The sequence below is a fragment of the Carboxylicivirga sp. genome (assembly GCF_982718395.1).
In genome coordinates, this window is record NZ_CEXQWX010000135.1 from 1 (window position 1) to 16,646 (window position 16,646).

10 protein-coding genes are annotated in these 16,646 nt (G+C 39.0%); 3 read left to right on the top strand and 7 right to left on the bottom strand.

Features of this window, described 5'->3' with window-relative positions; genetic code table 11:
• The first annotated feature begins 126 nt into the window (after window positions 1–126).
• The 3 genes from pflB to AC4MRQ_RS19510 all read left to right on the top strand — a co-directional run bounded on the left by pflB (window position 127) and on the right by AC4MRQ_RS19510 (window position 4,581).
• Window positions 127–2,358: a formate C-acetyltransferase gene (gene pflB, locus AC4MRQ_RS19500; protein WP_491199387.1), complete on the top strand. Its 2,232-nt coding sequence runs from the start codon at window positions 127–129 to the stop codon at window positions 2,356–2,358.
• Window positions 2,359–2,448: 90 nt separating this feature from the next.
• Window positions 2,449–3,174, top strand: a complete 726-nt coding sequence (pflA, locus tag AC4MRQ_RS19505; RefSeq protein WP_491199388.1) for a pyruvate formate-lyase-activating protein — start codon at window positions 2,449–2,451, stop codon at window positions 3,172–3,174.
• Window positions 3,175–3,258: 84 nt separating this feature from the next.
• A complete protein-coding gene (locus AC4MRQ_RS19510; protein WP_491199389.1) occupies window positions 3,259–4,581 on the top strand; it encodes an L-lactate MFS transporter in 1,323 nt (440 codons plus the stop codon).
• A gap of 223 nt (window positions 4,582–4,804) precedes the next feature.
• Here AC4MRQ_RS19510 and AC4MRQ_RS19515 read toward each other — a convergent pair whose 3' ends face one another.
• The 7 genes from AC4MRQ_RS19515 to AC4MRQ_RS19545 all read right to left on the bottom strand — a co-directional run bounded on the left by AC4MRQ_RS19515 (window position 4,805) and on the right by AC4MRQ_RS19545 (window position 16,440).
• Entirely contained in the window at window positions 4,805–5,098 is a 294-nt protein-coding gene (locus AC4MRQ_RS19515) for a protease complex subunit PrcB family protein (protein WP_491199390.1), read from the bottom strand.
• Between the two features lie 696 nt (window positions 5,099–5,794).
• Complete coding sequence (locus AC4MRQ_RS19520; protein ID WP_491199391.1) at window positions 5,795–6,076, bottom strand: hypothetical protein; 282 nt, start codon at window positions 6,074–6,076, stop codon at window positions 5,795–5,797.
• Window positions 6,077–6,246: 170 nt separating this feature from the next.
• Window positions 6,247–7,821 carry an IS1182 family transposase gene (locus AC4MRQ_RS19525; RefSeq protein ID WP_491199392.1) on the bottom strand — a complete coding sequence of 525 codons (1,575 nt, stop codon included), beginning with the start codon at window positions 7,819–7,821 and terminating at the stop codon, window positions 6,247–6,249.
• Window positions 7,822–8,046: 225 nt separating this feature from the next.
• A complete protein-coding gene (locus tag AC4MRQ_RS19530; RefSeq protein WP_491199393.1) occupies window positions 8,047–8,514 on the bottom strand; it encodes a hypothetical protein in 468 nt (155 codons plus the stop codon).
• Between the two features lie 1,519 nt (window positions 8,515–10,033).
• Window positions 10,034–13,396 carry a DUF1080 domain-containing protein gene (locus AC4MRQ_RS19535; RefSeq protein ID WP_491199394.1) on the bottom strand — a complete coding sequence of 1,121 codons (3,363 nt, stop codon included), beginning with the start codon at window positions 13,394–13,396 and terminating at the stop codon, window positions 10,034–10,036.
• 132 nt (window positions 13,397–13,528) lie between these two features.
• Window positions 13,529–14,845: a Gfo/Idh/MocA family oxidoreductase gene (locus tag AC4MRQ_RS19540; protein WP_491199395.1), complete on the bottom strand. Its 1,317-nt coding sequence runs from the start codon at window positions 14,843–14,845 to the stop codon at window positions 13,529–13,531.
• Window positions 14,846–15,264: 419 nt separating this feature from the next.
• Window positions 15,265–16,440: a glycoside hydrolase family 18 protein gene (locus AC4MRQ_RS19545; RefSeq protein WP_491199396.1), complete on the bottom strand. Its 1,176-nt coding sequence runs from the start codon at window positions 16,438–16,440 to the stop codon at window positions 15,265–15,267.
• Window positions 16,441–16,646: the final 206 nt, after the last annotated feature.

Genomic DNA, 16,646 nt, shown 5'->3' on the forward strand with positions numbered 1-16,646 from the left:
GACAAAAAACTCTCCTTTATCGCTAGTAATGAGGATTGCACAGTAAAATAAAAGACCTTTACTTTGCTCTCACAAATTAGAATTTAACGCACAAATAATAATATTGTACAGGTTAACAGGTAAATTATGAGTAAAATTAATGAGACGTTCGCAAAAGGTGCCTGGAATGAGCAGGTAAACGTTAGAGATTTTGTTCAAAAAAACATCACTCCTTATAACGGTGACAGTTCTTTCCTTTGTGGAGCAACAGAAAGAACCAAAAAACTTTGGGATATCTGTTTGGAGGCTATCAAGGAAGAAAGAGCTAACAATGGAGTTCGTTCGATCGACACCGAAACGGTTTCATCGATTACTTCTCACGAAGCAGGTTACATCCAGAAAGACCTTGAATTAATCGTTGGTTTACAAACTGATGAGCTTTTAAAACGTGCAATGAAGCCTTACGGTGGTATTGCTGTAGTAGAAAAAGCTTGTAGCGAGCAAGGTCTGGAAGTTTCAGATCGTGTTAAAGATATCTTCCGCAACTACGCTAAAACACACAACGATGGTGTGTTTGATGTTTACACTGACGAAATTCGCAAGTATCGTTCATTAGGTTTCTTAACCGGATTGCCTGATAACTACGCGCGTGGTCGTATTATTGGTGACTACCGTCGTTTGGCATTATATGGAATTGATGCCTTGGTTGCAGCTAAGAAAGCAGACATGCAAGGCCTAGTTGGACCAATGTCTGACGACAAGATTCGTTTACGCGAAGAAGTAGCTGAACAGATTAAAGCATTAATTGCTATAAAAGAGCTTGGTAATAAATATGGTTTAGACCTTTCTCGTCCTGCTGAATCGGCTCAAGAAGCTGTACAGTGGGTATATATGGCTTATCTTTCTGCTGTTAAAGAGCAGGATGGTGCCGCTATGTCATTAGGTAACGTATCATCGTTCCTTGATATTTACATGGAGTATGATTTGGCTAATGGTAACATCACTGAAGAATTAGCTCAGGAGTTCATTGACCAATTCGTAATGAAGTTACGCGTTGTACGTCACCTTCGTATGAACGCTTACAATGAGATTTTTGCTGGTGATCCAACTTGGGTAACTGAAGCAATTGGTGGTAAATTAATGGATGGTCGTCATAAAATCACTAAGACTTCATATCGTTTCTTACAGACTCTATATAACTTAGGTCCTTCACCAGAACCAAACATGACGGTTCTTTGGTCACAAGATCTTCCTGAAGGTTTTAAGAAATTCTGTGCGCAGGTTTCAATCGATACTTCATCTATCCAGTATGAGAATGATGATTTGATGACTGAAACTCGTCAATCAGATGACTATGGTATTGCTTGTTGTGTATCATTCCAAGAAATTGGTAAACACATCCAATTCTTTGGTGCTCGTACCAACCTAGCTAAGACTTTATTATTAGCCATCAACGGCGGTCGTTGTGAGATGTCAGGTAAAGTTATTGTGGAAGGTATTCCGACATTGAAGAGTGATAAGCTTGATTTCGACGAAGTAATGGCTAACTACAAATTAGCGATGAAAGAAGTAGCACGTGTGTACAACGAGTCGATGAACATCATCCACTACATGCACGATAAGTACTACTACGAAAAAGCTCAGATGGCATTTGTTGATACCAACCCTAAGGTGAACTTAGCTTACGGTATGGCTGGTTTATCAATTGTTGCTGACTCATTATCGGCTATCAAGTATGCTGATGTAACTGTAGTTCGTAACGACGAAGGTTTATCATCACAATTCCTGATCAATGGTGAATTCCCTTGCTATGGTAACGATGATGACCGTGTGGATAACTTAGCAGTTGAAATTTCTAACCACTTCAACCAGTTGTTATGTGGATTAGATACTTACAAGAATGCTGAGCCAACTATGTCCATCTTAACTATTACATCAAATGTAGTTTACGGATTGAAGACTGGTGCAACTCCTGATGGTCGTGAGCAAGGTGTTCCATTCGCTCCTGGTGCTAACCCAATGCACGGACGTGATAAGAACGGTGCCATTGCTTCATTGAACTCGGTAGCAAAGCTTGACTATAAAAATGCCTTAGATGGTATTTCAAATACATTCAGCATTATCCCTAAGTCATTAGGTGCTGACGCCGAAATCCGTAACGAAAACCTGGTAACCATGATGGATGCCTACTTCTCAAAAGAGGCTCACCACTTGAACGTAAACGTTTTGAACCGTGAGTTATTGGAAGACGCTATGGAGAATCCAAATGAGTACCCACAGTTAACCATCCGTGTATCGGGTTACGCTGTAAACTTTGTTCGTTTAACACGCGAGCAGCAATTGGAGGTGATCTCGCGTAGCTTCCATAGCAACATGTAAAAAGTGAGTTATTAAGCTATAAAGTAAAAGGCAGAAGATAGAAGGTTAAACTTCTGCCTTCTGCCTAACTAATTTCTAACGAACAAACCTATGTTAAGAGTACATTCTTTTGAATCATTAGGCACCTATGATGGCCCGGGCATTCGCCTGGTTGCTTTTTTGCAGGGCTGCAACTTTAAATGTCTGTATTGTGCCAATGCCGACACCATTGAATTGAAAGGCGGTACTGAAACATCTGTTGAGGAAATAATCGCCATGGCTAAAAATCAAAAGCCATTCTTTGGAAAAAAAGGCGGATTAACCTTCTCTGGTGGCGAACCTTTGATTCAGGCAAAACAACTGCTTCCTGTTGTTAAAGCTTTAAAGGAAGAAGGTTTTCATGTATGCATTGATACCAACGGCAGCATCTTAAATGACGATGTGAAAGCGGTATTGGAATATACCGATATTGTTTTGCTGGATATTAAGCATATTGACAGCAATCAACATGAACTGTTAACAGGTAAGAAAAACGAAAAGACATTGGCTTTTGTCAATTACCTTAACGAAATCAACAAACCTGTTTGGCTAAGGTACGTTTTGGTTCCTGGTTATTCCGATAACCCAGAACATCTGCATCAGCTTGGTAAACACTTTCAGGATTTTGAGAATATTGAGAAGCTGGAAATTCAGCCATACCATGAATTAGGAGCCCATAAATACGAACATTTAGGCTGGGAATACAAGCTAAAGGGTGTTAAAGCTAACACTCCTGAGCAATTGGATGCAGCTTATAATATTTTCATTAATTACTTCAAGGAAGTAGTTATCAACTAACAACTATCCATTCTTAAGCCCTTAAACAACCTAAAAACAAGCCTCAGTAAGAGGGGAAAATTTAAATGTGAATAAAACTACAAAATGACAACTTCGACAAACAAAAAAATTAAAAACCGCTGGCTGATTGCCCTTGCCGGAGTAAGTGTGCATATGTCCATCGGTTCAATCTATGCCTGGAGTAAGCTGGGTTCGATGGTGGAGAAGCAGGTAAGCGCCGGATGGTCACTGCAACAAATTACCACCGTTTTCAGTATTGCCATCTTCTTTTTAGGTGTATCTGCTGCTTTTATGGGTAAGGTAGTAGAAAAGAAGGGACCTCGTTTTACAGGAACGTTTGCTGCCATCTTTTTTGGTATAGGTGTTACACTTGGCGGATTAGCTCTTAAGCTGGAAAACCTTTACCTGCTTTATGCAACCTATGGTGCCATTGGTGGTATCGGTTTAGGAATGGGCTATGTGACTCCTGTTTCAACCATGGTGAAGTGGTTCCCTGACAGACGCGGATTAGCAACTGGTTTAGCCATAATGGGCTTTGGCTTGGGTGCAGCCATCGAGATTTATTTAATAAAAAGCGTATTTCCAGCCTTTGGCATCGAATCAATTTCAACTATCTTATTGATATTAGGTCCTGTTTATGGTGTGATTATGCTGGTAGCAGCCCAGTATCTTGAAAAACCTCCGGTTGACTGGTTACCCGAAGGCTACAATCCTGAAGAACTGGCTAAAGCTGGAAAAGCTGTTAAGAAAGATCTTTCAAATATCACTGCTAATCAATCGCTTAAAACAGCTCGTTTCTATTTCTTATGGGCCATTTTATTTATCAACGTAACAAGTGGTATTGCATTAATCTCAGTTGCCAACTCAATGGGACGCGAAATTGTGATGCTATCTGTTGAAGCAGCTGCTGTATTGGTGATGCTAATGAGTATGTTTAATGCATTCGGTCGATTAGGCTGGTCTACCCTATCAGATTACATTGGCCGTCCGGCAACTTATATCTCTTTCTTTGTGATTCAGATAGGCGCATTCTTTTACCTGACAACCTTCTTTGGCGGAAGCATTTCTGATGCCGGTAAAATTGGTTTCCAGGCGGCTTTCTTAATCATCTTAACCTGTTATGGCGGTGGTTTTGCAACCGTACCTGCCTTTATTGGTGACCTATTCGGAACCAAAGAATTAGGTGCTATCCATGGTTATATTTTAACAGCCTGGGCATTAGCTGGAATTGCTGGTCCTCAGATTATCTCCTATCTGAAAGATACAACCGGTTCTTATCAGGAAGCTCTTTATTATTTAATTGGCTTCTTGTTCTTAGGATTAGTTTCTTCAATATTGTTAATTCTAAACACTAAGAAACTAAGAAAGAAACAAGAAGAACAGGCTGAAATGAAAATGGCAGCATAGAAAATAGCGACTGAATAAAAATTCAAGAGACTACTCAAAAGGTAGTCTCTTTTTTTGCACCCGGTTGGTGATTTTATCAGATATTCACCGAGCTACTTAAATAATCAAAAAACTTTATAAGTATATGTAATATAGTGTGGTGGTTTGGATGTGGTTCAAATCATGATGCCTTGCTGGAGCTTATCGATCGCCCAGTGTCCTATTTATTGCAAGTAAGCATTTCTTAATTATAATCACACTCATAAATCTCTATTGATTTCTCAAATTCAATATCTAATTTTTTATTTTTCAACATTATGAGTAAAAAAGGATTTGTTAAACCGTAGGTTACTCGGCAGCTTTCACCAGGATTTCTATAAACCATTTCAATTGTTATATAACCTCTGTCTTCATAAACTTTTTTAATTCGAATTCCATGTCCGCCAGAACCACATTGTCCTCTAGAAATTGCAATAACGCACTCTTTATTAAAATCAATGACAGGTGTTGGTTTGTCCGAAAAAATCATTCCTTCCATTTTTTTCAAAATCATATTTATTCTCTATGATTTCAATATTTTCATATTTCTCTCCATTATTTCCAGCTCCTATAATTTCGAAATCTATAGATTATACTTCAATATCATTAATAATCAAAGTTAAAATGGATAATACCAAGAATGAACTAATTAATAATTTTTTAATTATTTTCATTTTTTGCGTTAAGGATTTTAGCTTGTTTACAATGGTTCGGCCATATTAAGTGGCCGAGGTACGCGTTATATATTCGCTTTCTTGCTTTTGTCTCAGCTGCCTCGGGAAGTAAACTTCCAAATGCAACAAAAGTCGGAGCTACTTTATGATGGCTTGTGTGGTGTTATTTTTTCTTTTGATATGCCAAATATATAATCACTGGATTCTTTTGAAAGATTTCACAAAATTCCTTATTACTTGACTATCCTTAGTGGGTGAAAAGCTAAGTTTAATCGTTTCTTCCCAATATGGCTCATAGTCACATGGATTACTGTTTAATGAAAATTTTGCATGAATTAAATCTGCCGTCTCAACTTTGGGAAGACTCTCAAGGTTAGATAGTCTTGTTCTGAAAGTTTTTCAGTGTAACAATGTATATAGTCACCAATTTAAATTGTTATCCTTATTACAATTCTGAAATCCAAGATAAAACAATGATGATTCTAATTCTCTATGAAAACTCATACATGTTATTTTTTAGTCTATCTGATTTGGTCGTAACGCCTTCTGAATACTTTCAATAATTCAGTTTGTTGGTAAATGTAGTAATCAATTTGCTTGTACCTCATTTCATGCCTTACTTCATCGGTAAATTCATCATGCGGTCTTGACATAAGTCTATTATATTCTTTCGTATTATTTTCAATACTTTTGCTTAAGAACGTAATAAAATGAAAAAAGAAATCAGTTGATTTTTTAAACCGAATTTGAGTATTATTTACTTCGAGCATGAAGAATTCAACATTATTCTCCAGGTTTGTCATTTTATAAATACCACCAAATTCAATTCCGCTATCTTTTAGCTATTTTGCAAATCTTACTTTAATCAGCTTAGATAATATTTCATATGTGTTTTGTCCATAAGTATCAAACATTCCTAATCTTGGGTTTTATTATTTGCATTGTTGCCAACGGCAGTCTGTCTAAAAACTATTTAGGCTGCCATGTTATTGTTTAAAAGTAGATTTAACTTCCGAGAGTAAAAAACGGAATATTGTTTTAATCCTATTTCGTTAAAATGGAGCATGATACTTATTATCGCGTTTCTCATTGCATTTTGAGTCTCTATAAGAGAAAATAAAGGGCTTAATACACATATTAGTTTTGCTATTCCCAGGATGTTAATTAATCGGCGCAGGTTATACGCAGTCATTATAAGGCCGACGTCAGCACTGGCACGGCCCATTGATTTTTTTGTCATTACATGGTCAAAGCCCCATTGACGCTTGATGGTCCCATAAGGATGCTCGACAATAGTTTGTCGCAGTTTATACAGTGATGGATTAGCGCTTATGCGTTCCTTGTTGGCAACAACATGTACATTCGCTGCATGATGACTAATAATGCGGCCATTGACTTTGGCTCTTGTGCACCTTGTCCGGGCCGGACAGCCTTTGCAGGCCCGTGTTCTGAACTGCTGAAAATCGCCGCCTCGCTTACCTTTATGCCACCTGCCATTGGTTGTCAGGGTTTGGCCCATTGGACAGGTGTATGTATGTTGCTGGAGATTATATCGGAAATGTTCAAGATTATAAGCCGGATCAGGTGCCTGTGAGTTTTTAGGCAGAGCAGGAATAGCCACCATCACATCCACACCTAATCGTGCAGCAGTAGCAAACTCACTCCCTGTGTGGTAGCCTTTATCGTACAAGGCTGTAAAACTATTATGGCCCACAATATCAACGGCTCTTGTGAGCATCCTGCCCATGGCTTTGCTATCGTTGGCATTGGTCACATCATAATCGATTGGCAGCTTGTGTTTGGCATCAACCGTGGTTTGCACATTGTAAGCCACTTCAGTAATGTTATTGCGAATGATCATCTGCCTGCTCTCCGGGTCCGAGGTTGACACCTGTTTTTCTCCGGTTTCCTTTAGTTCTGCTTCCAGTTTATGGTACTTCTCTTTTCGCTGCTCCTGCTTTTTAATCTCACCCTGCAGTTCCTTTTGCTCCGGTGAGTCAACGTCTTCCTTAGCCATTGCCTGGTTGTACCCGTCCAGCTTGTTTTCGATGTATTGCAGGTGGCGGTCAATCTTCTTTTGGTTGAAATTGTTCTTCTTGCTGTTCTGTGCTCTTAGCTTGGTGCTGTCGCCGGCCAGTAACTGCCCTCCAATGAGATTAAAGTATTGAGCTACACGCACTGTCTCCTTAAATACACGCCTGATGGCCTTGGGGTTATCGCGCCTGAAATTGGCTATGGTATTATGGTCGGGCTTTAACTGCCTGAGCAACCACATAAGCTCAATGTTACGTTTGCATTCTTTCTCTAATGATCGGGATGAACGAATACGGTTTAAATACCCATAAATAAACAATCGCAACAAATCGCCGGGATGATAGCAGGGGCGTCCGTTTTCACCAGCCTGCATATCAAAACCCAAATCTTCAAGATTTAGGTGCGATACAAAGGCATCTATCAACCTGGCTTCATTGGCAGGCTCAATAGCATCATCAAGCGTTAGGGAAAATAACTGGATTTGTGATCGGTTTTGGCCTTGAATAAATTTCATACCTGAAGATACAAAATGCTTCAATCATTACTAAACAGCTCTCCAGGTTTTTAGACAGTCTGACGGCCTGCCGCATGGAGCGTAAAGGGTTTTAACCTTACTAACTTACCAAATTGAGCTGAGCCAAAGCGCTGTATTTTGTTTTAAGTTTTCATTTCAAAAGCCAAATCAGTGATTTGGCGCTGTTCGCCAAAGTTACAAACCAACCAAGAAGCACCTTACCCTTTATGCTTTATAACGGTTTGTTGGGTGGTCGTTTTTAATTATGATTTTAATATTCAGTTCCTGAAATTTCTCAAAATCTATTTTCACTTCTTGAGACCATTCCATAGTTGAAATTTGGTCACATTTATTCATTTCATGGTCTGCTTGGCAACCAAAAAATTCAATAGTCTTATTTTTTAAACTAAGGTCAGAAATTAGGGAATACAGTTTTTGGGTGTCCTTGGAGTATTTCTTGTTGTTTTCAATTGACATGTTTAAGAATTCAATTGTGTCTTCAAACTCAAAGAATTGCTTAACTTTTGGAGAAAACTCTTTATTTGAATTTAAACACTGTTTTGCTTCGATGATTATTCTTTCAGGGATTTCTTCAGTTCCAAAATCACAGCCACAACCATTGCTTGTTCCTATATAATATACATTCTCTGTCATAAACGTTTCCTCGTCAAAATTAGATTTGTCAACTTTCATGATACAAAATGTCGGATTACTCCATGCAAATGGAATTTCGTTGATTTCTTGTTCTGTTCCGATATAGCAGTTTATACACATTTTGAATGAGTCAATGTTTTACTTAGATATTATATACGATTGCCAAATGACGCCCAACGTATGTATAAAGTGCAATGCACTTTATATCTACTATATATTTATTTCTTTATGTTACTGTTATCCTGTCAATTACTCATTTAATTAATATTCAAAAGACCATTCTCTTTTTGCAAAAGAATTGTCACCAACCTCATTCACTCATCAATATTGTTCTAAACTCAACCACTTTCTGCTTTACCACCCCATCATTCCATACTCGCTAATCTCAATAACATATTCCCGATAAGCGTATGCTAAAATAAAGTTATTTTCCAATAACACATCATTATGTTGATAAATATTTAACACATATTGAAAGTAGCTGCTAATTGCGGTTTAAAACGTTTTGTTTGAATTATCGGAAGATCGTATTCATTCTCATAAGTAAGCTATACGATTGATAAATAGCTATTAGATAAGTCAGGAAAATTGCTTTTAAGCATATAAACTGCTATGCAATTTAAAATTCTATTTGTCCGCATAAATACGCCGATTTTCTAAGATTATATAAACCGCTTCGAGGTTTAAAGCTTCCGCAGGAAAACTAAAAAATCAGTGTTGATTTGTGTCAAACTGTGGTCTGTTCTTACATTAACATTTTTAACCATCTGAATTTTCCAATTCTTATCGCTAAGGTTTTCTTTGAATGATAATCTTAGCACGGATTGCAAATCCGTGCTAGCAATGGAATTCCCTGTTACTCAAGTACACATTTGATCAACTTTCAATGGTAATTGCCATTTTAGGATAAGCATTATACTAATGGTAATGGAATTTTAACAAGCAAGAGTAATTCTTAACCAAATAAGAATAGCACTTGACCATTAATAGATGATATTCCACCAGGCAAAGACAATACTCATCCACTTGGTTGAACCTTAATAATGTCTGGTTGAACTTCGATAAGTATTGGTCAAGCATTAATACTTAATGGTAAAGAATCAATAAGGCGTGGTTGAATGCTAATAATAGGTGGTAAACTGCTAAGAAGTGATGATTGAGCATTAATACCGAATGGTAAAATACCAATACTGTATGGTCGAACGCCAAGAAGCTGTGGTTTAGCCTTAAGAACAGTACAAAATCTCTAAGAAGGCATGGTCAAGCCTCAATAACGAGGTAATATACTTAAGGAGCATTGATACATTATTGAGCCATGCAATTTCTTTTTCTTATCAAAAAATTGCAGATTAGGCAAGTCTGGAAATAAAGCCGGATTAACAATTAAGCCCTGGTTCAATGACTATCTTAGGATTACTTTTCCAGTGTACATTGACATAACACTAATATTCATCGGATAAGTGTACAAAAACAAAACTCCCGGATTATAAAACCCGGGAGCTCAAACATAACTAATCTTTCCAAAATCAAGTTTCTGAAAAAACTTTTATCTTTGCGCTTACAACTCTTTAATACGAATGTTACGGAAATACACTTCTGAGCCATGACCTAAATAGCCAATGTGCCCTTTCTCGCGTTTTAATCCCGGGTGATCTTTCCCATCTAAAGTACCATTGGCAGATGCTTCGGCAATATCACCATCTAATATCACTTCTCCATTAAGCGTTATTTTCACTTTGGTGCCTTTAACGATGACTTCCTGGTTGTTCCACTCTCCTACTGGTTTTAAAAAGCCTCTCTTTGCAGTTATCACACCGTAAACTGAACCATGATACTGGTAAGGCTTTAGATTGGCATATACCGGCGCTGTGTTGTCCAGAATCTGCAATTCCATGCCCACATAGGCAGCATCGCCTTTTAGAGGAGCTCTGATGCCTAATCCGTTGTTGGCACCAGGCGTTAGCTTAAATTCAAAGCGGTATATAAAATCCTTATACTCTTTTTCGGTGAATAAATTACCATGACCACCATTCTTAGGGTTAACCACAATCTCACCATTTTCAACCATATAGTCGGTTTTATTGCCTACCCAACCATTTAAATCGGTACCGTTAAACAGAGACACAAATCCTTCTGCTTTTTCTTCTTCGGTCAGATTATAACCTGCCACATCCAACTCACGGACGTATACATCACGAAACGCCAGATCGGTACCGTGGGCCTGCAATTCAATCGGACCTTCGGCGAAAATTGGTAGTGAACGATCCCAATAGTTCTCCATCACCACATTATCAACCACTAATAGTCCATTCAGGTATACAGTAACACGTTCGCCAACCATGCGAATTCTAAATGTGTTCCATTCGCCAATCGGGTTATCAGCAACCAATAGAGGCTTGCTCTCATGTTTCTTATTATTGTATAATCCGCCAGACCCAACTTGTGCCCCAACGTCGACACGCGATGTATCCCACACTTGCACCTGTGGTGTTCCTCTCAGGTAAATACCACTGTCGCCATGCTTGGTGATACGCCAATCCACAATCATTTCAAAATCACCGTAATCTTTTACCGAACACAGATTATGGCCTTTGCCACTAAATACGATGTATCCGTTTTTCAACGACCAGTTTTCAGTCATTTTCTTATCAGCTGCTTTTTGTAGTTGTTTCCGTTTATAAGGCGACATCTTCTTAAGCTTTATCGGATTGTCAACAAATCCTTGCCACCCTGTCAGGTCGGTTCCGTTAAACATGGATACATAACCTTTATCGGCCGTCATCGAAGCCAGATAGGTTTCAATATCGATTTTTAAATACTGGCTATCAGGACCAGTGATCAATGGTAAAGCTTTTTGTAATCCTTCTTTAACAATATCGCCAACTAAACCATTCTTTTTTCCTGCATCGTGCATTCCAACTTTTACCAATGAATTGGCTGCCACATTCTTCAAAGCATTATCATCCAAATAAGTTGACAAGTAGATAAATGTCAAATAGGTTTTAACCGACGATAAGGCATTCAGCACCTGTTTCTTTTCTTTGTTTCCATTTGCCAATGGCATGATCTTACGCATTAACAAGAGTTTTTGGTCATTAGGCAGCTTGGATGCCTTTACTTTATTAACGTAACCGTTGAATGCCTGTCCGCGTGCTTTGTCTGATGAAGGATTTTCAACGATAGAAAACAAAGCCGGAAGCGCAGCAGGTCCACTCCATTGAACCAATGCTTTCAATGCAGCCGGCGATTGCTCTTTTTGATAGGCATCGTACACCAACTGAACTGCTTCTTCGTCGCCCATAGCACTGTAAACCGGGATAAATTTATTGAATTGACCTCCTTTGGCTGCGGCAAATATCTTCTGCTTAGCCACTGCCTTCTCATCAGTGTCCTGGTAGGAAGTAATAATGGCTTTAGCAATTCGATCACTTTCTTTGGAAGCTTTTGTAGCGGCAAATAATGTTAAAAGTTCTTCTAAATCTTTTTCACTCGAAACGGAAGCCAGATTTTTTAAAGCTACAGATTTTTGTTCGCCACCATTTTTAATAATACTCATGAGCTTATCAAAGGCTCCGTTATATTGTTTGGCCCCCCAAATATCGATTAGTACCGCCTGACCGGCAGCATGCATCTGATCATAGGCAGTAAGCGTTTGTTTCACATTTTTCTTGCTTACGCTTAATAATAAAGCCTGACGTGCAGCTTTCACATCTGACTCGGTTGTGTTTTCTGCCAGATAATCAAGTATATGCCCCACTCCCTCTTCACCTTTCAGGATCGCATAACAAACAATGGCTTCTTTACGAACACCTGCGTTCTTTGAGCTCGTTAAAGGCTCAACAGATGCAGCATTAGCAACTGTTCCAGTTTGTGTCACGAGGTATAAAATCTCTTTCTGTACTTCTGCTGATTTACTTTTTTGCAAGAGTTTTAACCATGGCTCCAATGGTAATTGCTGACGAATAGCTTCTTCAACCGCTGCTCCACGATATACCTTATCCTTGCTCTTAAGTGCTCCAATCAGTAAGCTATTCTTTCCTGCTTCATCACTCCATTCACTCAACAACATTAAAGCATTGACCTTAACCTGTACAGCTGACGTCTTCTTATGCACTGTACCAGCAATCTTCTTAGCTTTTTCAGTATCTGCAATAGACTGTGCGTATTGAAGTAAAGCAAAAACTGCCTCGTTAGCCGAAGGATTATAAGCTGCTGCCTTGGCCTCCTGCATAAGTAATTCTTCCGCTGCATCAGAAGGTAATGCTGCTATTGCGCGCAGGATATCATCTTTCAGGCTGGCTTTAGCTTGCGGGTATAATGCTGTCAATTGTTCGACATAAGCTACATCACCACTTTGTCCGAGTGCTTTCACCAAGCTTAGTTTTCCAGACTCATTGGCATTTTTCAAAGCTTCCGAAAAATATTTTGCCGACTTTGAGGCATCGGCCAATAACATGCTTTTAACAGATGCTTCAATCAATTGATCGTTGCTAAGCAATTTACTCAATGGCTGCACACAAACCGATGTTCCTACAAATTCAAGCTGACGAATAAAAAAGGCTTTAACCTCGTTGGTAGATGATTGATTTATCATTTTCAGCAATTGCTGCTCCCAATCAATGGCATCTTGTGCTTTTAGCGAAACGCTGATAAACTTTGAGTAACTCTCAACAGCAAAACGGGCTTTGGTGTCATCACCAGTTCCCGGTTCAACTATTTGCTTGCAGATTAGTTCTCTTACCTCAGGCCCTAATAGCAGCATGTCCTTCATCAACTTATCGCGATAAGCCATGTTATTAACCGGCATTTGCACCAGCAGGTCAGCAACTTTGGTATCTACCGTTCGGTTTATTTGAGATTGTGCCGATATTATAATCAATAACATCAACAACAAATTGAGTATTCTTTTATTTAGTTTCATAATTATCATTGTTTATTTGGATCAATAGCCGTTAATTTTTGTAGCGATTTGATTTACTAAAACCCATTATTTGAAGTGTCTTGTAAATAAATCTTTTGTCTTTTGTCTAAAATCTAACGATCTATTAAAGGATTAGATGCTCCAGTTTCCACGCATTGGCTGATTCAGTAGACGATTGGCTCCATCGTCATTAATAAATTCCTGTTTTACCGGATCGAAATGCAAGGTACGGCCCAGTCGCAAGGCGACGATTCCCATGTTCACAATGGTACAAGAGCGGTGACCATTTTCTTCGTTAAGTGCAAACTTCTTACGAGTACGCACTGATTCGTGAAATGAAGTAATCTGTGGCTCCGAATCAGGCATTGAGTCAATAATACCTTTCAAATTCGGTATGGTTGATCGGAAACCTTTGTAAATCTTCCCTTTTGGCCCTTCGATGTAAGCTGCATCCTGGTCGCGGTTTTCACCATCTAAAATAATCTGGCAGCCATCGGCATAGGTATAAGTAATTTTACGCCAAGTACCAACAGCATCGGGGTGTTGTTGTGGTGCATCCACCTCGACTTTAACAGGGCTGGTATTGTCTTTTCCAAGGAAATATTGTACCGGATCGATGTAATGCTGGCCCATATCACCTAAGCCACCCCCATCGTAATCCCAGTATCCGCGGAACTTGGTATGTACACGACGTGAGTTATAAGGCTTGGCAGGTGCTGGCCCTAACCACATGTTATAATCTAAATGCTCAGGTACCGGTTGAGGTGGTAAGTTATGCTCACCTTGCCAGTAGAATTTCCAGTTATAACCTGTTACACCACTGATGGTAACTTTTAGCGGCCATCCTAATACACCACTGTCAATGGCTTTCTTTAAAGGTTTAACGGTTGAGTTAAGGCCATAAAAATTATCTTTAAAACGGAACCAGGTATTCAAACGGAACATACTGCCGCTCTTTTTAACTGCTTCCACTACTTTAACACCTTCGCCAATGGTGCGTGTCATTGGTTTTTCACACCAGATATCTTTACCAGCTTCGGCTGCCATTACCGCCATAATACCGTGCCAGTGCGGCGGTGTTGCAATATGAACCACGTCTATATCTTTCTGAAGGAGCAAATCTCTGAAGTCAGTGTAGGCCGGTACCCCCTTGCCTACTTTCTGAATAGCTTTTTTAAGGTGATTTTGGTCGACATCACACATAGCTACTAATCGGCCTTCGCGAGTCAGGTGATGACCATACCCAATACCACCCATTCCGATAATTGCTTTGGTTATCTGATCGCTTGGTGCTGTGTATCCAGGTCCACCTAACACATGCCGGGGAACAATGGTTAATGCTGAAAGCCCCAACAAACCTTTCTTTAAAAAGTCGCGGCGTTGCATGTTATCAGCTTGTTGTTTTTTCGAAGCAGTTTTCTCTGCCAGAGGTTGCTTATTTTCTTTCATCTCTTCGGAGTATTGAATTATCTTGAAAAAAAGATACTAAAAACTTTACTCCAAATAAACTATTGCTCAGGGTATTGTGAGGGGTAACAAAGTGAGTAACCCCGGTAAAATAAACTCAAACCAAGGTTTTAGTCTACTTTTAAACAGGTAAATCGCTTTTTAAAATTAATTATTCAAAACCACTTAACGTTTCAAAGCGCTAAGCGGATTAAAAAAGAGCCTAGGTGAGTAATCATTTTATTATAAATGTTAATGTGTCGCACCTTCAGTGCTATATACTCTTTTCCCGTAATCGCAGGGTTTTAACCCTGCGCTATTATGTGCAGGCCTTACAGGCCATACTAAATTGTCATGAAAGGACGATACTTAGCTGAATAGTTCTTGAATATAACTCCTAAAGCTGATTTACATTAACAACCCTATTGCTTCACACTGTCATAAATTGATTGGGTCAATTCGTAGTCGTCGCTATCCTGTGCCAATTGCCAGAACATAATACCACCCAATTGATGCGTTTTTACATATTCGGCTTTTAAGGATACACTCCTTGGACTGTCGTAGGTAACGAATACCGAATCATCAGCCATAAACAGATAAGAAGCATGTGCCACTTCATCCCAGCGAGCAATACTATTATCTTTTGCCACTAATTCCTTTATCTGTTTATAGGTATAATAACCTTTAAAACCTTTATGCAACTGGTACAAACCATTGCTCACAGGCTCTATACCCTTCCACGAACGGCCATAAAAAGCGGCACCAATAACAATCTGCTGACTTTTAACACCTTTATCTAGGCAATAGGTAACTATATGATCTACCGATGGCCATTCTTTTTCTGGTTCATTGGCTTTTAGTGCCTTAACAGCGGCACTACCCAGTTGCTCAGTACTTAAGCTATATAGTGCAGTATGATGTGCTGTCACGGGATGATTGGCTCCGGCTAAATCATAGGTCATGATGTTCATGTAAGTGGCATACTTCATCACCTGATCCAGCTCCACATGGTCGAAATATTTTTGCCATCCTGCTGCTGCAAAAGATAGGATTAATCCTGGTTTTAACTGATCCATACCTTCTCTTAGTTCTTTCATTAGAAGGGTAAAGTTTTGCTTATCGGATGGATCATATGGGTTACCGATTCCTGGCAATCCCGGATATTCCCAGTCCATATCGATTCCATCAAGCTGGTAGCGGTCAATAAAATCGATGGTACTTTTGACAAAGATCGCACGTGTACTATCCTGTCGACACATCTCGGAGAAACCACCGGAGCCACCCCATCCACCGCAGGCCACCATTACTTTTAAGTCAGGGTGATTGTTTCGGGCTTCCACCAACTCTTTTAATTGCTGATCATCCACACCTTTCACCCACTCCATGCGGTTATCAACTACTTCGGTAAACGAGTAAATAATGTGCGTTAGCTGATGTAGTGGTAATTGACTGGTGCCCTTTTTGTTGGGCACATAATAAGCCATCACACATTTCTTATCTTCTTTTTTGGTTTCTTTTGTTTGAAAACAAGAGTTTGTGAGGACCATTAATCCGATTATTATTAAGAACCATCTTGTTTTATTGCTTTTTGTTATCATGACAGGTCAGTTAATAGATAATAATTGTATTCAATACATTTGAAATCAGCATTCAAGATAGTGGAAATATCTTTATTATTCAGGTCAATATGATGAATATTAATTGATCTTAAATTGTTATCCTTTAATTATACAAATGTTATTTAATTAAGAAGTTTGCCCTTTGGTTTTCTCTATATTGGGATGTTGTCCCAAACCCTACTTAC